A 22,458-nucleotide genomic window follows, 5' to 3' on the forward strand; every position below is an offset into this window, starting at 1 on the left:
TGGACTTGATGGCCTTAAAATGGACATGCAGTATTTTACTGATAAAAGGCCAAGCTATTACTGCTTTTCAAATCAAACACAAGAAATGACAGCAGCAGAAATTATGGCGTATTTTGCTAAAGAGTGAGCTTGGCAATGGCGACTAAAGCTTGTATTTTTGCATTATGGGCCAATATCCAGCGCGTTGTTATTTAGGGCTCGTAGACGTGTCTCAATGAATTTGTGAGCTTGGCAGTAAGATTGCGGTTATGATAGCTGGTACTGCTAATTTTAGGTTTTTTATCAGGGTAATAAGGAGAGTTATGAAAAAGTTATTGCTATCAAGTGTGTTGTTATTGACTGCCTGTGGTCCTACACCACCTCATCACCCAGCGCAGCAGCGGCAAATTACGGTAACTGGCGTGGGCAGCGCGGTGAGTGTGCCAGACCAGTTCAACTTCACTGTGGTCATTGAAGAACGAGGTGAAACAGCTAGCGACCTAAATCGCATAGTTAATGAAAAAACCAATCAAGTCATCGAGCAGTTAAAAAAGCTAGATGTAAAAGAAAAAAATATTCAAAGCTTACAGGTGCAGTTTAATCCTTGGGTAGAATATAATGGCCAAACCCAAGAGCAAAAGGGCTTTATACTCAGTCGTCGTATTGATATCACCCTAGATAAATTGTCTTTGTACGACAAAGCCATTGATAGTGTATTGAAACTTAATATTACGCGTATTGAAGGCTTTAGCTACTCAAACAGCAAAGCTTACGAACATTATCAGAGTGCGATAGAGCAGGCGTTGCAAGACGCGCAGCAACGTGCTGAACACATGGCTGAGGTGTTAGATTTAGAATTAGGAAGCGCCATAACCGTGTCTGAGCAATCACAAGGTCAGGCGATGCAAGCCAAAAACACCATGAGACTGCGCTCCATGGCAGAATCTAGCTCATTACCGGGCGAGATGAATACCACGGCGCAAGTGTCAGTGGTTTTTGAATTAGTTGATTAGTGACATTAATGAGAGAGTGAATGAGTCAAACCAAACAACAACAGTATGCTGAACTTGCCCAACAGGCAGCATCTTTAGTGGCCGATGAGCCTGATATGATTGCTAATATGGCTAATATTAGCGCTTTATTATATTGGGCCTTGGATGACGTTAATTGGGCGGGTTTTTATCTAATGAAAGACGAGCAATTAGTGCTTGGCCCTTTTCATGGTAAACCTGCTTGTATTCGCATTCCCATTGGTAAAGGCGTATGCGGCACGGCTGTGTCTGAGAAAAAAGTGCAGTTAGTGCATGATGTACATGAGTTTTCAGGGCATATTGCCTGCGATGCGGCTTCAAACTCAGAAGTTGTGTTGCCAGTTTATAGAAACGGGGCTGTGGTTGCAGTGCTTGATATTGATAGCCCCTTAATTGGTCGCTTTGATCTGGCCGACGTAGAAGGTTTACAGCGAATTGTAAACAGTTTAGAAGCGAGTATGTTGTGAAGCACTTTGTTGATATCCATGTTGCATTAGCTACCGTTGAGGACATGGATTATTGGGAAGAGCAGGCTGAAGAAGCCACTGACAAGCTTAATTCTATGTTACATTTGCTGTATGATCATGCCGATGAAGACATTGATTCAGAGTCTTTAGAGAATATGATCCAATATATTTGGGAAAATTGGCGACAAGATAGCCATTTACTTGATATAGATGAAGATGATTTGCACGACTGGGTTGACCAACTATTGGCAACTTGGGATGATGAGCTACAAGAACCTCGATAACTTACACACTAGAAGAATTAATGGATACTCCACAGAAATTTTCAAATAGCAAAGAAGTGCTCGCTTTTTTAGCTGAGACATTCCCGGCCTGTTTTAGCATTCAAGGTCAAGCAAAGCCTCTCAAAATTGGTATTTTCCAAGATTTAGCGCAAAGGCTAGATGATGAAGAAAGAGTCAGTAAAACATTGTTGCGTTCTTCATTACGCCATTACACCAATAGCTGGCGTTATTTGCAGTCAATTGTTGAAGGGCAACAACGGGTCGATTTAGACGGTAATGACGTTGCCGTTATTGAAAAAGATCACGCTGAACATGCCAAAAAGCAATTAGACGAAAGCCGCGCATTGGTTGCTGAAAAACGCAAAGAACAACAAGCCAAAAAGCCGCCTGCAAAGAAAAGTTACAAAAATAAAGAGCAAGCCAAGCCTAAATCGGTAGAAAAACCGGTGAAAAAGCCTGAACCTGCTATTAAGTTGCCCCCCGCAGAAAAACTCAGCGCAGAACATTTAGTCGTTGGCACCTTAGTAACCGTAAAAATTGGTAAAACGCCGATGCCTGCTTCTATCACTGACGTGAACAAAGATGGTGTGCAGGTGCAACTTGATACAGGAATGGTGGTCAAAGTCCAGGTTGATAATCTTAGGTTGGCACGCGCCAAGAGGTAGTAAGTATGATGAAATCGATTCGTTTGTCTGTCATTTCCGCATTAGTGTTAATGGGGACAAATGCAGTAGCTATTGAAAACAGTGAAAGTGTTAAAGGTTTGCCACATCTTGAACAAGAGTCTCAGCACTCCGTTTCTGCAAAACGCATTTCTTCTCAGTTTTTACGGGCGCATTACAAACCAATTGATTTGGACGACTCTTTATCACAGGTCATTTTTAACCGTTATCTTCGTTCGATTGATTTTAATCGTAATGTTTTTACCGAAGCTGATATTAAAAAATTTGAAAAGTATTCAACCCAGTTTGATGATGCGATTGAAGTAGGCGATTTATCCATTGCTTATGAAATGTACCAGCTCAACATGGAAAAGCGCGAAAAACGTTTTGAATACGCTTTAACGCTGTTAGATAAAGAATTCGATTATGAAGTGGCTAATGATGCATTTTTGTTTGACCGTGAAGATGCACCGTGGCCTAAAGATGAAGCAGAGCTAAACGAATTGTGGCGTCAGCGTGTCAAATACGATGCCTTAAATCTGAAGTTAGCGGGCAAAGATTGGCCTAAAATTCAAGAATTACTAAACAAACGTTATGAAAGAGCAATAAAACGTTTAACGCAAACCAGCAGTGAAGACGTTTTTCAAATTGTGATGAATTCTTTTGCTCGTGCAATTGAAGCGCACACCAGTTACTTGTCACCTCGCAATGCCGAACGTTTTCAAATGGAAATGAATTTATCCTTTGAGGGTATTGGTGCAGTTTTACTCAGTGAAGACGATTACACCGTTATTCGTAGCGTGGTGCCGGGTGGACCTGCCGACAAATCTCAAAAAATTAAACCCGAAGATAAAATTGTGGGTGTTGCCCAAGACGACGAAGAATTTGTTGATGTGATTGGCTGGCGCTTGGATGAAGTTGTCGAGTTAATTAAAGGTCCAAAGGGCAGTGTAGTGCGCTTGCAAATTGTTAAAGGCTCAGGCGAAAACACTACCCCAGACGTTGTCGCTTTGATGCGTGACAAAATCAAATTAGAAGATAAAGCGGCTAAATCAGACGTTTATGTGCCGGAAACAGGTCCACATAAAGGCGAAAAATTAGGCGTGATTACGATCCCATCTTTTTACAATAATCTGCATGCAGATGTACAAAAAGAAATAGAAAAACTTAACGCAGAGCAGGTCAATGGCATCATTGTTGATCTTCGCGGCAACGGCGGTGGTTCGTTAACTGAAGCTACCTTACTTACGGGGCTGTTTATTGACAAAGGTCCTGTAGTCCAAATTCGCGACGGTGCGGGTCGTATCCGCATTGAAGAAGATGTAGACGGTAAGGTGTTTTATGATGGACCCTTAACTGTGCTAGTTGATAGATACAGTGCCTCAGCTTCTGAAATTTTTGCTGCTGCGCTACAAGACTATAACCGTGCGCTTATCTTAGGTGAACAAACCTACGGTAAAGGGACTGTGCAGCAGCACCGTGGTTTAGGCCGAATATACGACCTGTATGAGAATCCGCTGGGTAGTGTGCAATTCACTATTGCTAAGTTCTACCGCATTGATGGCGGTAGCACACAGCACATGGGTGTGATCCCTGATGTGTTGTTTCCTTCGCCTATTGATCCTAAAGATTGGGGTGAAAGCCAAGAAGAAACAGCCTTACCTTGGGATAGTATCGCCAGAGCAAACTATACTACGTTTGGTGAAACGAAAACCGTAGCCCAACAACTTGCGCAAAAACATGATGTGCGAGTTAAGCAAGACCCGGAGTTTGCTTATATTTTTGAAGACATCGAACGCTACAAAGTAAAAAAGTCTGACAAGACCATTTCATTGGTTGAATCCGAGCGTTTGAAAGAGAAAAATGAAGCAGAGGCGCGTAACCTGACCCGCGCAAATGAGCGTTTAAAACGACAAGGGCTTGAACCAGTCAAATCCCTTGATGATTTACCTGAAGATCTACCTGAAATCGATCCATTTCTTGACGAAGCCGCAAGTATTACTTACGACCTACTGACCACAGGAAAGTACGCAATTAATCAAAAATAATGATACTGAGCAGAAAAAGGGCTATTTCCAATAGCCCTTTTTTACTTTATTTAAAACAACAAAAAAATAATAACAATAGGTGACAGATGAGTGCACGTGGTGAATTTTCATCCAGAATTGGATTTATACTGGCGGCAGCAGGCTCGGCGGTTGGATTAGGCAATATTTGGGGTTTTCCTACCCAAGTTGCCAGTAATGGTGGCGCCGCTTTTGTTTTGGTTTATATTATTCTTGCCTTTGTACTGGCGTATCCTGTGTTAATGGCAGAACTAATAATTGGTCGTGCAACGCGGTCAAATATGGTTGATGCTCTAGGACAAATTACGGGTAGCAAAGTAGGGCGACTAGCTGGTGTATGGGGCTTTATTACCGTATCACTCATTCTTGCGTTTTATGCGCTGGTTGCTGGTGTGATGATTTCTTTTTGCCTTGCCCCCTTAGCTGAGTTATTAGGCTTAAACAGTGCAACCGCTTGGTTAACGGCTGATTTGTCTTCTGAAGATGCCATCGGGCGCAATATACTTTTTTGTGGCTTATTTTTAGCCCTAACTGCCAGCATCGTATCTGGTGGCGTTAAAGATGGAATAGAGCGTTGGTCTGTTAGACTAATGCCAGCTTTGTTCATCATCATTACTTTACTGATTGTCTATGTACTTACTCTAGACGGTGCGATGGAAGGCTTGCGTCACTATGTATTACCTGATTTTTCAAAAATACTCAGTCCTGACTTATTGATCAGCGCCATGGGGCAAGCGTTCTTCTCTATGTCTTTGGGTGTAGGGACGATGTTGGTATATGGTTCTTATATTTCAAAGCAAGAAAAATTACCTAACCTTGGTGCGGCCGTGGCATTTGTTGATATTGGCGTTGCGGTACTTGCGGGATTATTAATTATTCCAGCGATGTATGTTGCATTGCATAGCGGTGTACAAATTTTTGGTGAGAATGGGGAATACATTGCCGGACCAGGACTTATTTTTGCGGTATTACCTGCTTTTTTTGAAACCATGGGTATGATCGGCAATGTAGTGGCTTTTGCCTTTTTTGCTTTGATGATCATTGCGGCCGTGACGTCGTCTATCTCTATGTTAGAAGTGCCAGTGGCCTACGTGGTTGAAAGTAAAGGCCTAGGGCGTAAACGCTCAGTATGGTTTTTAGCCCTAGGTATTTATGCTCTCAGTTGTATTATTGCCACTAACTTTAATGCGTTATTTGGCTTAGTGATTGCGATTACAACAGAGTACAGTCAGCCTTTATTAGGTTTGGTATTGTGTATATTTACGGGTTGGGTGTGGAAGAGAGACCAAATATTAGCAGAACTTAAAGAAGGTGATCCTTCTGCTGAGCAAGGATTATTTTGGAAAATTTGGCCTTGGTATGTTCGATTTGTTTGCCCGGTGGTCATTGTAGTGATGTTTTATCGTTCGGTAATTGGTTAATAAAGGGTAGTTAGTGTTAATGGAAAATAATAATAAACATATTAAAGAAGCTTCATTACTCGATGCGATTGTGCCGATAGTTATTTTAGTGGGCTTATTGGGCACTTCAGTTTACCTTTTTGGTGAAAACTCCTCTTTTGGTCCCAATCAAATTGCGCTGTTATTGGCAATGGGTATCGCTGCCATTATCGGTATTAAAAACGGTTATAAATGGGATGATATCGAGAAAGGCATCGTTAAAGGAATTTCTCGCTCTTTGGGCGCTATTTTGATTTTGTTGGCCGTTGGATCTTTAATTGGTACCTGGATGTTATCGGGCACTGTACCGACCCTTATTTACTATGGTTTAGACTTACTTAATCCTTCTATGTTTTATGCGGCAAGTTGTTTAATTTGTGGCATTGTTGCTCTGAGTATTGGAAGTTCTTGGACTACCGCGGCAACAGTGGGTGTGGCACTGATGGGCGTGTCTATTGGTATGGACATGTCAGCACCCATTACAGCCGGGGCAATCATTTCGGGGGCGTATTTTGGTGATAAAATCTCCCCCCTGTCTGAAACCACTAATCTAGCGCCCGCTATCGCTGGTACTAATCTGTTCGAACACATTCAATACATGTTATGGACGACGGTGCCTAGTTTCATACTTGCTCTTATTCTTTTCACTGTTATTGGGTTTGGTTCAGATATACCAGAGTCATCAAGCCGAATTGAAGAAATGCAATTGTTGCTAAATCAAGAATTCAATCTTGGCTTTCATATGTTGATCCCCTTATTTGTTTTGCTAGCGATGGCAATACGTAAAGTGCCCGCTTTTCCAGCCGTCGCTATGGGGGCCATTATGGGCGGTATTTGGGCGGCATTATTTCAGCCCGAAGTTATTAGTAAATTGTCTGCAGAGGGTATGGATAATATCCAAGGTACCGTTGTTGTTGTGTGGACAGCTTTATTTGATGGCGTGCAATTTGCTACCAGCAGCGAAACACTTAACAGCTTGTTGAGCCGTGGCGGTATGTCAAGTATGTTAAATACTATTTGGTTGATTATGTGTGCCATGACGTTTGGCGCAGTACTCGAAAAAGTGGGTTTGCTTAAGCGAGCAGTGAGCGCGTTTTTAAAAGGCGCTACCACGGCCGGCGATATGGTTACCCGCACAATTTTGACGTGCATTGGCACTAATATCATTACTGCTGATCAATATATGGCGATTGTAATGCCAGGCAGAATGTACAAAGAAGAGTTTGAGAAACGCGGTTTAAATCAATTAAATTTGTCTCGTAGTTTAGAGGATGGTGGCACACTTACGTCCCCCTTAATTCCTTGGAATACCTGTGGTGTGTATATGCAAGGGGTTTTGGCAGTGAGTCCATTAGATTACATTTTCTATGCGTTTTTTAATTTGATTAACCCTGTGCTTTCTATTATTTATGCTTATTTGGGTATAAAAATTCTTCGTATTCCAGTGCCAAAAAGCGTGTCTACACAAGGCTAAATTATTTTAGAGTGAGTAACGTGTAATTCGGTACTCACTTATACCCTATTTATTATCTGAGATCCTTATGACCAATAATTTATCACCGCTCACTGCGCCTACTGTAAAAAGACGATCAGATTATTTACCGCCTGAATTTTTCATCGAACACGTTAGGCTTAATTTTGATCTCGACGCCGAGTCTACCGTCGTTTCTTGCATAACTAACATTGTACGTAATGGCCAACATAAACAAGCTTTAGTGTTAGATGGTGAAGGGTTAACTCTGCAATCGTTGCTAGTTAATGGCGAACCCTGGTTAGATTATGAAGTGGAGGAAAACGCGTTAATTATAAGGATTGAACTTGCTGAGTTTGAATTATCCATAACCACGGTTGTTCACCCTAAATTGAACACCAGTCTTGAAGGGCTGTATTTTGCTGCTGACTCTTTTTGTACTCAGTGTGAAGCAGAAGGATTTCGCAAGATAACTTACTTTTTGGATAGGCCTGATGTGCTTGCAACCTACGATGTAAGGGTCTGTGCAGATAAACAACGCTATCCATTTTTGTTGTCAAACGGAAATAAAGTGGATTCGGGTGAATTAGATAATGGCCGTCATTTTGTTAGTTGGTCGGATCCTTTTAAAAAGCCTTGTTATTTATTTGCCTTAGTAGCCGGTGACTTTGATTTATTGCAAGACAGTTATACCACCGGTTCCGGCCGTAAAGTCGCCCTTGAACTGTTTGTCGATAAGGGTAAGTTAGGCAAAGGTCAACATGCTTTAGATTCGCTTAAAAAGTCGATGCTATGGGACGAACAGGTCTTCGGCTTAGAATATGACCTTGATATTTATATGATTGTGGCCGTTGATTTTTTCAATATGGGCGCAATGGAAAACAAGGGACTGAATGTTTTTAACAGTAAGTTTGTATTGGCCAATCCCGAATCTGCTACGGATGATGATTTTTTCAATATCGAATCGGTCATTGCTCACGAGTATTTCCATAATTGGACAGGCAATCGAGTGACTTGCCGTGATTGGTTTCAATTGAGTCTAAAAGAGGGCCTCACGGTTTTCCGCGACCAACAATTTAGCGCTGATATGGGCTCTCCATTAGTTAATCGTATTAAAAACGTTAAGGTGATCCGCGAAAACCAATTTGCCGAAGATGCCAGTGCGATGTCGCATCCTATTCGCCCCGATGAAGTTATCGAGATGAATAACTTTTATACCGTAACGGTCTACGATAAAGGGGCTGAAGTGATCCGGATGATGCATACCTTGTTGGGTGCAGAAGGCTTTAGGCAAGGGATGGACTTGTATTTTGCTCGTTTTGATGGCCAAGCGGTGACGTGCGACGATTTTGTGCAAGCATTGCAAGATGCGAGCAATAAAGATTTGAGTATTTTTAAACGCTGGTACAGTCAATCTGGTACACCAACGATAAATATTACTGATTTCTATGATCGTCAAACTGGCACATATCGTTTAAATATAAGCCAGACGACTAAAGCGACGGCAGACCAAAAAGATAAGATGCCTTTGCATATTCCACTGGCCTTAAGCCTATTAGATAAAGACGGTAAGACCTTAGCGTTGGATGATAAAGGCTCGACTGAATTTGTTGCAGAGCTTAAAGAAGATAATCTACAGCTTAACTTTTTTGGTTATTCAGAAAAACCCACCCCCTCTTTGTTGCATAATTTTTCTGCGCCAGTTCGTCTTAACTATGCTTATTCTCATGAACAGTTGGCTCATGTGCTGTTGCATAGTCCTGATGACTTTGCCCGCTGGGACGCTAGCCAAAAAATTTACAGTGATTGCATACACCAAATGGCAAGCGATGAAGGGGATAAAAACAACAGTTTGCTTGATGGCTTATTAACTGCACTGGAACCTATTGCTGCTCATCAAGATTTATCCCAGGCATTTAAAGCTGAGATGCTGAGTTTGCCTAGTTTTGAAACGTTATTGCAACAACGGGATAAAATTGATATCGACAAACTCTATGCTGCACGAAAATCTCTTATGCAAACTATGGCCAAAGCCTTTTTGCCTCATTGGCAGCAAATGTATAAAGCAAGTAGCCATCAGCCTTACGCTTACGAGCAAAATCAAGTTGAACAACGCAAACTCAATAATTTAAGTTTGAAGTACTTGCAGCTAAGTGGCGAGCAGGGCGTTGAAAGCATTATTCGTCAGCAGTTTCACGATGCCAATAATATGACTGATTCGTTAGGCGCTTTAGCGGCTGCGCAATTGGGTGATCTGGGTTTATTTGATGAATTGATGTCATGTTTTGAACAGCGCTGGAGCGATGATGCATTGGTGCTAGATAAGTGGTTTGCCCTGCATGCAAATACGCCCAGGACTGATATTTTGACTCGTCTGGATATTCTTGCCGGTCATGCTCAGTACAGTATCTCAAATCCAAATCGAGTTAGATCGCTTGTGGGCAGTTTTGCTTATTATAACGTACCTGGTTTTCATGCTGTTGATGGCAGTGGCTATAAGTTTCTAGCTGACTACTTAATTAAACTCAATACGCTTAACCCGCAAATTGCTGCTCGACTTATTACTCCTTTGACTCAATGGCAAAAGGTGGATGCTAAGCGTCAAGCCTTGATGCAGCATCAATTAATGCGAATCAGTGATATTCCACAATTGAGTAAAGACTTGTTCGAAAAAATCAGTAAAAGTTTACATTTTAAATAGGAAGGTTAGGGGGCATATCGTTTAACACAATGCATACCTATTACTTTTCTATAAAAGCGAGTTATGACGAGTGCTTAAAATTGTATCAGCCTGGCAATAATGCTGTGGTGATTATTGATGAACAAGGCACCAAGATTCAAATTCCAATCAAAAACCTTCGCCCCTTTGTCAGTCCAACTGGCATACGGGGGCGTTTCAGATTACAAGTAAGTGGTGCGAATAAGCTCGTCAGTTTCGAGAAAATGGCGTAAGTTTTTACGGTCCTTGGTTAAAATATAAACACAAGTTGTTGAAATATAGTTACTATTTGTTAATCAACTGGTACGATTAGTTCTTGCTATCAGCGCAAAATGATGTAATGATTTTGTTAATTTAAAGTTCATTTGTCTAGGTCGCTAGTCTGTACTGTTTAAGTCGGCTAACTGGGGAGTAAAAATATATGATTTATGGTTCATCCATATTCAAAAAAACAACAATCGCACTTGGGATCACCAGCGTTTTAGGTGCTTGTTCTATGACGGCTAATGCCGCAAATTGGGACAGTGGCGATTGGTCAGTGAGTTTTGACTCAAACTTTTCATTTGGTACCAGTGTTCGGGTTGAAGATATTGATTTTTCAACAGTCGGCAACAGTAATCAATTAAACCTAGATTGGTCAGGTTACAACCCAGCAACTAATCCTATTTACACCTCCTCTGATGTATGGGCTTTAACAGATGCAGCCTATTCTACCAATGGTGATCTGGGTAATTTAAATTACGATAAAAATAAAGCGTTCTCGACCTTGTTCAAAGGTGTGCATGAATTAGATATTCGCTATAAAGATATGGGTATCTTTATGCGTGGTATGTATTTTTACGATTTTGAAATGAAAGATGGTTCTAGAGCGTGGACTAATCCTATTACTGGGCAAAAACAAGACCCGTGTGCTACTGGTAAATCCAGCGAAGAATTGTGTTCAGATATTCGTTTATTAGACGCATTCTTTTATGCTGACTTTAGCGTTGCTGATATGCCAATGAGTTTGCGTATTGGTCAACAAGTGATCAGTTGGGGTGAAGGTACTTTTATTCAGCACGGTATTAATACCATTAATCCAGTTGACGTTACTCGTGCTCAAGCACCGGGTGCAGAACTTAAAGAAGTATTTATACCGGTTGGTACGGTCTTCGCGTCCATTGATTTAACCGAATCTTTCAGTGTGTCTGCCTACTATCAATATGAATGGGAGCGCAGTTTGTTACCTCAGGCAGGTAGCTACTTTGCGACCAATGATTTTGCTGGCGAAGGCGGTCAAGCGCAAAACGTTCAACTGGGTTTTAGTGGTAACCCAGACATTGACTTAGACTTTTTGATGGCTGGCCTCAATCAATTAGGTAATGCGCTCAAAGCAGGTGCAGATCCTGCACAAATTGGTAGCGCGTATTTAGCCTATCCTACCAAAGTAGCGGTGCGTGGTTTTAGTGATGACGCTCATAAAGATGCCAGTGATCAAGGTCAGTATGGAATCAAACTGACTTATTTTGCGTCAGAGTTGAATGACAGTGAATTGAGCTTGTACATGATCAATTATCATTCGCAGCGTCCTTTAATTACGGGCACGACCTCTAACTTTACTGCTGCGGGTATTGGGGCTGACTTAGCCTATTTGGCGCAAAAAGTGATTACTAAGGATAACATCACTGATTTGCAGGCTTTTACCAAGATTGAATTTGAATACCCCGAAGATATTAAATTGTACGGTTTTAGCTTTAATACGAACGTAGGTGAAACGGCCTTAGCGGGTGAGATTTCTTATCGTATTGACGAACCTTTGCAAATTGACGACGTAGAGTTGTTGTATGCCGCAATGCCACAACAGCTCGCTATTGCAGGTATTCGTCCCGATTTTGAAGGGATTTCACAATTAGATGGCTACCTTGGTAGAACGGTAGGACCTGGTGAAACAGCACAAGGTTACTTAAACTCAGACACCATGCAAATCCAAGCAACAGCAACTCATATTTTTGGACCGATGTTAGGAACTGACAATTTGGTTGTGTTGGGAGAAGTGGGTTATGTGAATATTATGGATTTTCCTGATCCCAATGTTATTCGTTTAAATGGTCCTGGTTCGGTCAGAACGCCGTCATTGCAGCCTACCGCTGATGGCAATCCGCGTACTGGTTTACACATTGGATTGTCTGATGGGCCTGAGCAAAATCCATTTCCAACTAAGACCGCGTGGGGTTACCGTTTGTTAGCAAACGCCTCATATAACAACGTGTTTTCTGGCGTTAACATGCAAGCAAGATTCACCTTTGCACATGATGTTAATGGTATTACGCCTGATCCATTATTTTTATTCATTGAAGAGCGTAAGTCGGCAAGTGCTACATTAACCTTTGACTATTTAAGTAAATGGTCAGCGTCTTTAGGTTACAACAGCTACTGGGGTGGAGTCGGTACAACAAATGCCTTGTCAGACCGCGACTTTATGTCTTTTAACGTTAAGTATTCAATTTAGAGAGTCAATTTATGTTTAAAAAACTTATATTAATCAGCTCTGTTATTTCATTGTCCCTCGGTTCAAGTATGGTCAATGCAAAAGTTGCAGAAGCCGAAGCAAATAAGCTGGGAAGTGAATTAACTCCTCTTGGTGGTATTCAAGCAGGTAATGCTGATGGCAGCATTCCCGCATGGACTGGCGGTATTACCACCCCTCCAGCAGGTTACAAACCGGGCGATTTTCATCCTGACCCGTTTAAAGATGATAAAGTCTTATTCGAGATCACCGCGCAAAATTACAAGCAGTATGCTGAGTTTTTGAGTGATGGTCAGCAGAAGATGTTTGAGACCTATCCTGACACCTTCAAAATGCCTGTTTACCCGACCCAACGTTCAGCTTCGTCTCCTCAGTTTGTGTATGACGAAACTAAAAAGAATGCATTAATGGCTGAGTTAATCCAAGGTGGTAATGGTGTGAAGAATGCCGCGATTGGTATTCCTTTCCCAATCCCTCAATCAGGTATTGAAGCCATATGGAATCATATATTACGTTATCGCGGTGAAACCGTGCGTCGTTTCGGTGGTCAAGCTGCTCCAACGGCTTCAGGTGATTTTAACGTAATCGGTTTTGATGATTTGTTGTTGCAAAAGTACTCAGCTAAAGATGCTACCCGTGAAAAGCTGCTGGAAGAAAATGTTATTTCTAAATTTATGCAGGAAGTGACTTCACCAGCACGTTTAGCAGGCACAGTTTTACTTGTGCATGAGACGATGGATCAGGTTAGAGAGCCACGTAAAGCATGGACCTATAATACCGGCCAAAGAAAAGTACTTGCCGCGCCCAATATTGCTTATGATGCACCAGGCACCGCAGCTGATGGCTTACGTACCACGGATGACTTTGACATGTTTAATGGTGCACCTGACCGTTATAACTGGGAGTTAAAAGGGCGCAAAGAGATGTATGTGGCCTACAATAACTACAAGTTGCACAGTGATAAAGTGAAATACGAAGACATTCTTCAGCCTGGTCATATTAACCCTGAATTGACGCGTTTTGAAAAACACCGTGTGTGGGTAGTTGAAGCAAACTTGAAACCTGAATATCGTCATGTCTATCAAAAACGTGTGTTCTACATTGATGAGGATAGCTGGCAAGTACAGGTATCTGACATGTATGATAACCGCAATGAGTTATATCGTGTTGCTGTTGCCCATGGCGTAAACTATTATGAAGTACCAACCCAATGGTCAACGCTTGATGTTTATTATGATTTAAACTCTCGCCGTTATTTAGCTCTTGGCTTAGATAACGAAGAAAGAATGTATGAGTTTGATGTTAAATTAGACGATGGCGATTTCACTCCTCAAGCTTTGAGACGAAAAGGAAAGCGCTAAATTAGTAAAAAAATGGTTGGCGCTGCCAACCATTTTTTTAACTTCGCAATGAGTACCTTATGCTGCTAAAAAAGTTAAGTTTTACCCTCCTGTTTTTATTACCTAGTTTGGCCTCTGCTGAGGCCAATAATCAGGCCTTTATCGCGCCTCTTGCGGTTGAATCGCTTTTGTTAGATATCACGCGCAATTCCGATACCTTCATTGTGGTTGGTGAAAGGGGTCATATATTGCGTTCTGCTGATGGTGATCATTGGCAACAAGTTCAGGTGCCGACTTTATCAACTTTAACAGCGGTGCAAGCTTTAGATCAGCATGTCTGGGCGGTAGGACATGATGCGACGATTTTAAAAAGTACTGACAGCGGCCAAAATTGGACTGTGCAATATCGCAATCCTGAGCTAGAAAAGCCCTTACTAGATGTACTGTTTTTTAATGAAAAACATGGCATCGCTGTAGGCGCTTATGGTTTATTTTTACGTACCTCTGATGGGGGTGAAAATTGGGTGTCTGAGTTACACGCTGAACTGCTCAATCCCGATGACAAAGAATACATGGATGAGCTGAAACAAGAAGACGAAACTTTTTATCAAGAAGAGCTGTTGTCAATTTTACCGAATATCAACCGTGTTTCTATTGATGGCACGACGTTGTACATGGCGGGAGAAGCCGGCTTGTTAGCTTTTAGCAATGATATGGGTACCTCTTGGCAACGTATGGATATTGATTATTCTGGTTCATTTTTTGACATTAAGCGTACTCAATCTGGTCGCTTATTCGCGGCGGGCTTGCGCGGCAATGTATATGAATTCAACGAGCAAGAGTGGATCCCGTTAGCATCACCAACCACTTTTACGCTTAATTCCATCGTGTCAGTCGATAAGCGACGTTCTATCATCTTGGGTAACAATGGTGCGGTACTCACTATCGATGACAATGGTCTACGCTTTAGCCAAACAGATGAAGGGAAATCTCTGATTAACGCAGAGGTGCAAAACAACAAGCTGCTTGCAGTGTCCGAAGTCGGTATCAAGAATTGGGTTATTAAGGACTAGTGAGCATGACTAACATAATTAAATCTATTGAAAGCGTTGTTTTTCGCTACCGTTTAACGGTTGTTGGCTTGTTTTTATTGGCCACTTTATTTTTAGCTTTCCAAGCATCACAACTTAAATTAGACGCCGGTTTCACTAAAAATATTCCCCTAAATCATGAATATATGCAGAATTATATGAAGCATAGCAATGATTTTGGCGGCGCTAATAGTGTGTTAGTCGCTGTGTGCGACAAAAATCAAACGATTTATAATCAAGATTTCTTTGATACTCTAAAAAATGTCCATGACCAATTATTTTTTATTAACGGGGTAAACCGCGCGCTCGTTAAATCTATTTTTTCTTCTTCGACCCGTTTTACCGAGATAGTGGAAGGGGGCTTCGCCGGTGGTCCAGTGATACCTGCTGATTTCAATTCAGCTAATCCTGATGCACTTGAAAAAGTTGCCAGTAATATCGAAAAAGCAGGTATTGTCGGCGGTTTAGTATCTGGCGATTTTAAGTGCGCCATGGTGTCTGGACAATTACTAGAACTTGATCCTAATACCGGAGAAAAGCTCAGTACTTTAGCTTTTGCTGAAGAACTCGAAAATCAAATTCGCCAACCCTTTGAAAATGAAAATATTAGTATTCATATAATTGGTTTCTCGAAAATGATTGGTGATGTAGCTGATGGTGCAAAGGATGTTGTACTGTTTTTTGCTATCGCGATAGCCATCACTGCTATCTTAGTATTCTTCTTTTGTAAATCTGTAATGCTTACCTTGCTACCCTTGCTTTGTTCAGTTGTAGCGGTAATTTGGCAGATGGGGCTTTTGACCTTGCTTGGCTTCGGCCTTGACCCTATGTCGATATTGGTGCCGTTTTTAGTTTTTGCCATTGGGATCAGCCATGGCGTACAAATGATTAACTCCTTAGGTAAAGAAGTCGTGGCGGGCTCAAGCGTCAAGCTAGCGGCACAAAAGGCATTTCGATCTTTGTTATTGCCAGGCGGTATTGCCTTGTTGTCTGACACGATTGGCTTTATGACTCTGCTGGTTATCGACATAGGTATCATTAGAGAGCTTGCTATCACTGCGAGTATGGGTGTTGCGGTTATCATCTTAACGAACCTGATTTTGTTACCTGTCTTGATGTCATTTTTGAAGCTGGATGACAAATACAAACAGAAATTTGCTGGAAAAGAGGCGCGTTCTGATAAGTTTTGGGACACTATTGCCGCTTGTTCTAGTCCCAAGGTAGCTGCAGTCATTTTAGTTGTGACGGCAGTGCTATTTGCCTTTGGCTGGGTCGAATCTCTTAAGATGAAGATAGGGGATTTACATGCTGGTGCGCCAGCCTTACATGAAGACTCTCGATATAACCAAGATACTTTTTTAATCACCGATAAATTTGCTATAAGTGTGGATTATTTGTCTATTTTGGTTGAAACCGAAGCAGACTCTTGCTCGTCTTATGAAGTGATGTCGGCCATTGATAGCTTGCAATGGAAAGTATCCAATGTGCCAGGCGTGCAATCTGCCGTGAGTCTGGCCTCAGTGGCGAAAATTGTTAACGCTGGATATAACGAAGGTAATCCAAAATGGCGAGTACTGCCTAGAAATCAGGCGACGTTGGTGCAAGATATTTCGTTGGTACCTACCTCTTCTGGTTTGTTAAACGGTAACTGTTCAGTGATGCCGATCATCTTATTTATGCAAGATCATAAAGCAGAAACGATTACGGCAGTTGTTGATGCTATCAAAGAAGTACGCCAAGAGTATGAAACCGATACCTTGAAATTCCAATTGGCTTCGGGTCCGGTGGGTGTGATGGCGGCTCAGAACGAAGCAGTTAGTGCTGCGCAGAACCCTATGATGGCTTATGTATTTGGCGCTGTTATCATCTTGTGTTTACTTAGCTTTAAATCATTGCGTGCGACTTTAGCGGTGGTGATCCCCTTATATGTCGTTTCAGTGCTTGCTCAGGCGCTAATGACTTATTTGCAAATAGGCCTGACTGTTTCAACCTTGCCTGTTATTGCCTTAGGTGTGGGTATAGGCGTTGACTATGGTATTTATATTTTGTCGATAATGAGTGCGAAGTTAAAAGCGGGGATGGCTGTTAGACAGGCCTATTTCGAGGCGTTAAAAGAGCGGGGCAGTGCAGTACTATTTACTGGTGCGACTTTGGCGGTTGGGGTGAGTACCTGGGTATTCTCATCATTGAAGTTTCAAATGGATATGGGCATCTTACTGACCTTTATGTTTATCGTAAATATGATGGGCGCGATTATTGTGCTTCCTGCCCTAGCTGCATTGTTCTGGCGCAAGCAACGATAAAATTATTTTTGCATAGTTATTATAAAAAAAGGCCGTTTGGCCTTTTTTTATGTGTCTTAATTGCATGCTTATGTTGAATGTTAATTTTTCGTAAATTTAAAGCTTTTAATACGCATTTAATTTAGCGAAAATAGTTTATAAATTCAAAAAACTGTATATTTCTCAGTCTTTTGTCTAGTCTAAAAGAGTCAAATATAACATTCATATTTGACGAATTTACCCTACAACATGAATAGCCAGCTAACGAAAAGGTAAGCACATGACGGTTACTAATAACCAGCATTCCGTTTTACTCGAAAATGTATACAAACTTATCCAAAAAAAACTCGATGAATCCCAAGTAGAACGCGTCGTTCAATTTTCTAAAATCCTGTTTAAAAATATATCAAAAGACGATCTTGAAAATCGCAGCGATAGCGATTTGTACGGCGCCACCTTGAGCTTGTGGAATGAATTTTACGACTACGCTGCTGATAAGCCTTTTATCCGCGTTTTTAACCCCGAGATAGCAAAACACGGGTGGCAATCTACCCATACGATTATTGAAATTATTGTGCCTGATAGTCCTTTTTTAGTTGATTCTGTCAGAATGGCCTTAAACCGCATGGGCATTACGGCACACTTGTTGTTGCATACGCCCATTAAAGTCATCCGAGATAATCAGCACAAATTTGTATCCTTTGATAATGCACAAGGCAGCAAAGAAGGCTTAGTCAAACAAACGGTTTTCCTGATTGAAGTTGACCGCCAAACCAGTAAAAAAGAACTGGAAAAAGTGAACGCTGAATTATTATCTGTGGTCGATGAAGTCTCTTTAGCGGTGCACGATTGGCAGGCCATGCGTGATCGTTTAGCGGCGATAATTAGTGAGTTTCCCAGTCGTCCTTTTCCGCAAGATGACAAAGCAAAAACACAAACCATCAAGTTTTTAAACTGGTTGTACGATCATAATTTTACCTTAATGGGCTATCGTCATTACAATGCAAAACCCATTAAAGGCGACCACCGCTGGGTGGCAGATAACGATTCTAGCCTTGGGTTGATGAAAAACTCTAAGAGCGAACGTGAACGCGTATTGTCAAATATTCCAGACTCGGCTCGAACCGAAGCCTTGAGTAAAAATCCATTAATGCTAACTAAAACCAATTCACGTTCAAGGGTACACAGACCTGCATACATGGATTACATCGGTATTAAACAGTTTGATGAGCAAGGTAATGTCGTCGGTGAAGACCGTTTTATCGGTTTGTATTCGGCGGCGTTTTATAACAGTAGTGCGACTCAATTACCTGTTTTACAGGAAAAAATTAATGCTATATGCACCTTATCGGGCTTCGAGCCTGGTTCTCATGGGCAAAAAGCTTTTTTAAATATCATTGAAACCTACCCAAGAGATGAATTGATTCAGGGTACGGTTGAAGAGCTGGCACAAATTGCTTTGGGTATTTTTCAAATGCAAGAGCGAGGTATTTCTCGCTTGTTTATCCGCAAAGATCAGTTTGGTCGTTTTGTCTCGTGTATGGTGTATGTACCGCGCGAGCGATACAACACACAGCTGCGTAAAGATACCCAAGAGTTATTGAAAAAGTCATTTGGAAGCCACGAAGAGGTTGAATTTACCACGTATTTCTCTGAATCGGTTTATGCTCGTACCCACTATATTGCGCGTGTTAAAAACAATAACTCGGAGTTTAATGTGAAAGAGATTGAAAAAAATATCATTGAGCTGACGAAGAGTTGGGAAGATCGCTTACTCACCACCATTCGCAATAAACATGGTGAAGCACAAGGCAAAGCGCTAGAGAAAAAATACGTTAATGCGTTTTCAAGAAGCTATAAAGAATACAATTTACCGAGCGCAGCTTTGGTTGATATGGATAAGTTAGAGCAGTTAAACGCTGAACAAACTTTAGACATGCTATTTTATCGGCCACAAGAAGAAGGCCCCGATAGCAAAATCGTTAAGTTAAAACTCTTTCATAAAAACGAACCCATTCATCTTTCAGCAGTACTGCCGATGTTAGAAAATTTCGGTTTGCGCGTTATTGATGAAAGTCCCTTTAAAGTGGATTGCGGTAACGGTGAAATTAACTGGATCATGGATTTTTCCATGTTGCACAATACCAGTAACGACATGGATCTCGAGCAAGCACAGAGTTTGTTTCAAGATGCGTTTTCGCAAGTGTGGTATGCAAAGTTAGAAGATGATCCATTTAACCGTTTAGTGCTTGGTGCTGGCCTCACTGGCAGAAATGTGACCATTTTGCGCGCCTATGCTAAATACATGCGTCAAATCGGTAGTTCGTTTAGTCGTGATTATATTGCCAATACCTTAGCCAATTATCCTGAAATCGCTAAGCAATTGGTCAAGTTATTTGACTTGCGCTACAACCCTAAAACCAAACAATCGGCAAAAAAAGTTGATGCGTTGTTAGTGGTTTTAAAAGAACAAATTGATACGGTATCAAACCTGGATGATGACAGAATCATTCGTCGCTATTTAGATTTAATTTTGGCAACTTTGCGTACCAACTTTTACCAATATGATGAGCACGGTCAAGAAAAGTCCTATGTATCAATCAAGATGCTACCAGACCTCATTCCTGAAATGCCCTTACCGCGTCCTAAGTTTGAAATATTTGTTTATTCGCCTCGGATAGAAGGGGTGCATTTACGCGGTGGTAAAGTTGCGCGGGGTGGTTTGCGCTGGTCTGACAGACAAGAAGATTTTCGTACAGAAATACTGGGCTTAGTTAAAGCTCAGCAAGTAAAAAACACCGTTATTGTGCCTGTTGGCGCTAAAGGGGGTTTTGTATGTAAAAACCTACCTGTTAATCAAGGCCGCGCTGCATTTATTGCTGAAGGACAAGCTTGTTATAAAATTTTTATCCGCAGTTTATTAGACATCACTGACAATATCGTTGATGGAAAAGTAGTGCATCCAAAAGATGTCGTGCGTCTGGATGAAGATGACCCCTACTTAGTTGTGGCCGCCGATAAAGGCACCGCTACATTTTCAGATATCGCCAACGGCATATCGCAAGAATTTGGTTTTTGGTTAGGTGATGCGTTTGCCTCTGGTGGCAGTATTGGCTATGACCACAAAAAAATGGGTATAACTGCCAAAGGTGCATGGGAATCTGTTAAACGTCACTTCCGTGAAACTGGGGTAGATTGCCAAACTACTGAATTTAGTGCAGTTGGAATAGGTGATATGGCCGGTGACGTATTCGGTAATGGTATGTTGTTATCCAAACACACCAGACTGATATGTGCGTTTAACCATCTCCATATCTTTTTTGATCCTGAGCCTAATGTTGCGGCCAGCTATCAAGAACGCCAACGATTATTTGAAAACCCGTCTTTGAGTTGGGATGACTACGACCGTTCAATTATCTCAAAGGGCGGCGATGTGTTTTCTCGCTCAAGTAAATCAATCAAACTTAGTGTTGAAATGCGTAAATGGTTGGGCACCAAACAACTCACCATGACACCAAATGAGCTCATTCACAATGTTCTCAAAATGCCGGTGGATTTAATTTGGAATGGTGGAATTGGCACTTACGTTAAGAGCACAAAAGAAACCAGCTCGGATGTGGGAGATAGAGCAAACGACGACTTACGTGTTAACGGTAAAGATGTAAAAGCGAAGATTATCGGTGAAGGGGGTAATTTAGGTATGACCCAGTTAGGTCGTATCGAGTACGCCATGCACGGTGGGCGCGTGAATACTGACTTTATAGATAACGTGGGTGGTGTGGATTGCTCTGATAATGAAGTTAATATCAAAATTTTATTAAACGCCCTAGTTAATGCTGGCGATTTAACTCACAAGCAACGCAATAATTTACTTTACTCAATGACGGACGATGTGGGCGAATTAGTCATTCAAGACTGTTACCGCCAAACGCAATCTATTTCAATTTCACATTTGGGTGGAGTCAGTCAATTAAAAGAACAATTGCGCTTTATTCATGGCTTAGAGAGAGAAGGTTATTTAAACAGAGAGCTTGAATTTATTCCTTCTGACGATGAGATCTCTGACCGTTTAGCGAAGTCAATGGGATTAACCCGACCTGAGTTATCAGTTATGTTAGCTTATGGAAAAATGGTGTTGAAAGAGAAATTCAACATCCCGTCGATTACCGACAATCCGTATCACGGTAAGCTACTTATCGAAGCCTTCCCAAAAGTGCTACAAGAAAAATTTGCATCGCAGATGGAACAGCATCCGCTGCGTGCAGAAATCATTGCCACCAAGTTAACCAACAACATCATTAATGACATGGGGATGAATTTTGTTTTCAGAATTCAAGAAGAAACCGGTGCCAGTGTTGATGAAATAGCTAATGCTTATGTGATCGTTAAAGGCATATTTGGTTTAGATAATTTATGGAGAGACATCGAAACTCTTGATGCCAGTATTGATGCGCAAATACAGCTCACTATGCTGGAGGGAATGCGCCGGACTTTACGCCGAGCGGCTCGCTGGTATTTACGCCACGGTAATAAGTCACTCAGTATCGAAGAGGCAATTAAATGCTATGAAGCGACTTACCAAGACTTGTTTGCCAATATTCAAAATTATTTGGTGGTAGATGAATATAAACAACTGGAAAATACGCTATTAGTCTATGGCAAAGCAGGGGTTCCTGAAAAAATCGCGTATCGGGTCGCTAGCTTAAGTAATATGTTCCCTTGTTTAGATATTGCGCAGGTAGCTGAAGCAGAAAAACGCGATATTCAACTAGTGGCTAATCTGTATTTTAAATTGGGTTCAAAATTAGAAGTACATTGGTTCTTAGAGCAAATTAACAATCAGCCAGTGAACAACCATTGGCAAGCTTTAGCACGTGCTTCTTATCGTGAAGAACTAGACTGGCAACAACGGGCTTTAACCACTGTTTTGCTTAATTCTTCACCGACTAGCAGTAATGCAGAAGAAATTTTGGAAAAATGGATGGAAAATAATCAAACATTATTGGATCGTTGGTATCATATGATGTCTGAATTCAAAACCAGTAGCACCCATGAATTTGCGAAGTTTTCCGTCGCCTTACGCGAGCTAATGTTGCTCAGTATTAACGCTAACGGTTAAAC

General features: G+C 41.4%; 14 protein-coding genes and 1 pseudogene. All 15 read left to right on the forward strand.

The window, feature by feature from the left end; all coding sequences use genetic code 11:
• Positions 1 to 127, forward strand: a pseudogene (locus tag NWQ57_RS11390) (GFA family protein); the annotation flags it as partial.
• A 175-nt stretch (positions 128 to 302) separates the two neighbouring features.
• Positions 303 to 992, forward strand: coding sequence for an SIMPL domain-containing protein (locus NWQ57_RS11395; RefSeq protein ID WP_306022270.1), 690 nt, complete (start codon positions 303 to 305; stop codon positions 990 to 992).
• 20 nt (positions 993 to 1,012) lie between these two features.
• A complete protein-coding gene (locus tag NWQ57_RS11400; protein WP_306022271.1) occupies positions 1,013 to 1,477 on the forward strand; it encodes a GAF domain-containing protein in 465 nt (154 codons plus the stop codon).
• Positions 1,474 to 1,761: a hypothetical protein gene (locus tag NWQ57_RS11405; RefSeq protein ID WP_306022272.1), complete on the forward strand. Its 288-nt coding sequence runs from the start codon at positions 1,474 to 1,476 to the stop codon at positions 1,759 to 1,761. The genes NWQ57_RS11400 and NWQ57_RS11405 overlap by 4 nt, the downstream gene beginning before the upstream one ends.
• 20 nt (positions 1,762 to 1,781) lie before the next feature.
• Complete coding sequence (gene proQ / locus NWQ57_RS11410; RefSeq protein ID WP_306022273.1) at positions 1,782 to 2,426, forward strand: RNA chaperone ProQ; 645 nt, start codon at positions 1,782 to 1,784, stop codon at positions 2,424 to 2,426.
• Positions 2,427 to 2,431: 5 nt separating this feature from the next.
• Positions 2,432 to 4,471: a carboxy terminal-processing peptidase gene (gene prc, locus NWQ57_RS11415; RefSeq protein WP_306022274.1), complete on the forward strand. Its 2,040-nt coding sequence runs from the start codon at positions 2,432 to 2,434 to the stop codon at positions 4,469 to 4,471.
• Positions 4,472 to 4,557: 86 nt separating this feature from the next.
• Positions 4,558 to 5,910, forward strand: coding sequence for a sodium-dependent transporter (locus tag NWQ57_RS11420; protein ID WP_306022275.1), 1,353 nt, complete (start codon positions 4,558 to 4,560; stop codon positions 5,908 to 5,910).
• Positions 5,911 to 5,929: 19 nt separating this feature from the next.
• Positions 5,930 to 7,402: a Na+/H+ antiporter NhaC gene (nhaC, locus tag NWQ57_RS11425; RefSeq protein ID WP_306022276.1), complete on the forward strand. Its 1,473-nt coding sequence runs from the start codon at positions 5,930 to 5,932 to the stop codon at positions 7,400 to 7,402.
• Positions 7,403 to 7,469: 67 nt separating this feature from the next.
• The gene (pepN, locus tag NWQ57_RS11430) at positions 7,470 to 10,100 is read left to right on the forward strand and encodes an aminopeptidase N (protein ID WP_306022277.1); all 2,631 of its coding nucleotides are present in this window, start codon (positions 7,470 to 7,472) and stop codon (positions 10,098 to 10,100) included.
• A 29-nt stretch (positions 10,101 to 10,129) separates the two neighbouring features.
• Positions 10,130 to 10,351, forward strand: coding sequence for a DUF2835 domain-containing protein (locus NWQ57_RS11435; protein ID WP_306022278.1), 222 nt, complete (start codon positions 10,130 to 10,132; stop codon positions 10,349 to 10,351).
• A gap of 188 nt (positions 10,352 to 10,539) precedes the next feature.
• Positions 10,540 to 12,606 (forward strand): DUF1302 domain-containing protein, encoded by a 2,067-nt coding sequence (locus NWQ57_RS11440; protein WP_306022279.1) that lies wholly within the window; start codon positions 10,540 to 10,542, stop codon positions 12,604 to 12,606.
• A gap of 11 nt (positions 12,607 to 12,617) precedes the next feature.
• A complete protein-coding gene (locus NWQ57_RS11445; protein WP_306022280.1) occupies positions 12,618 to 13,985 on the forward strand; it encodes a DUF1329 domain-containing protein in 1,368 nt (455 codons plus the stop codon).
• A 59-nt stretch (positions 13,986 to 14,044) separates the two neighbouring features.
• A complete protein-coding gene (locus NWQ57_RS11450; protein WP_306022281.1) occupies positions 14,045 to 15,037 on the forward strand; it encodes a YCF48-related protein in 993 nt (330 codons plus the stop codon).
• Between the two features lie 5 nt (positions 15,038 to 15,042).
• Positions 15,043 to 17,358: an RND family transporter gene (locus tag NWQ57_RS11455; RefSeq protein ID WP_306022282.1), complete on the forward strand. Its 2,316-nt coding sequence runs from the start codon at positions 15,043 to 15,045 to the stop codon at positions 17,356 to 17,358.
• A 259-nt stretch (positions 17,359 to 17,617) separates the two neighbouring features.
• A complete protein-coding gene (locus NWQ57_RS11460) occupies positions 17,618 to 22,456 on the forward strand; it encodes an NAD-glutamate dehydrogenase (RefSeq protein ID WP_306022283.1) in 4,839 nt (1,612 codons plus the stop codon).
• Positions 22,457 to 22,458 lie beyond the last annotated feature (2 nt).

Origin of the sequence: Paraglaciecola sp. (assembly GCF_030730205.1) — a bacterium.
Lineage (GTDB): Bacteria > Pseudomonadota > Gammaproteobacteria > Enterobacterales > Alteromonadaceae > Paraglaciecola.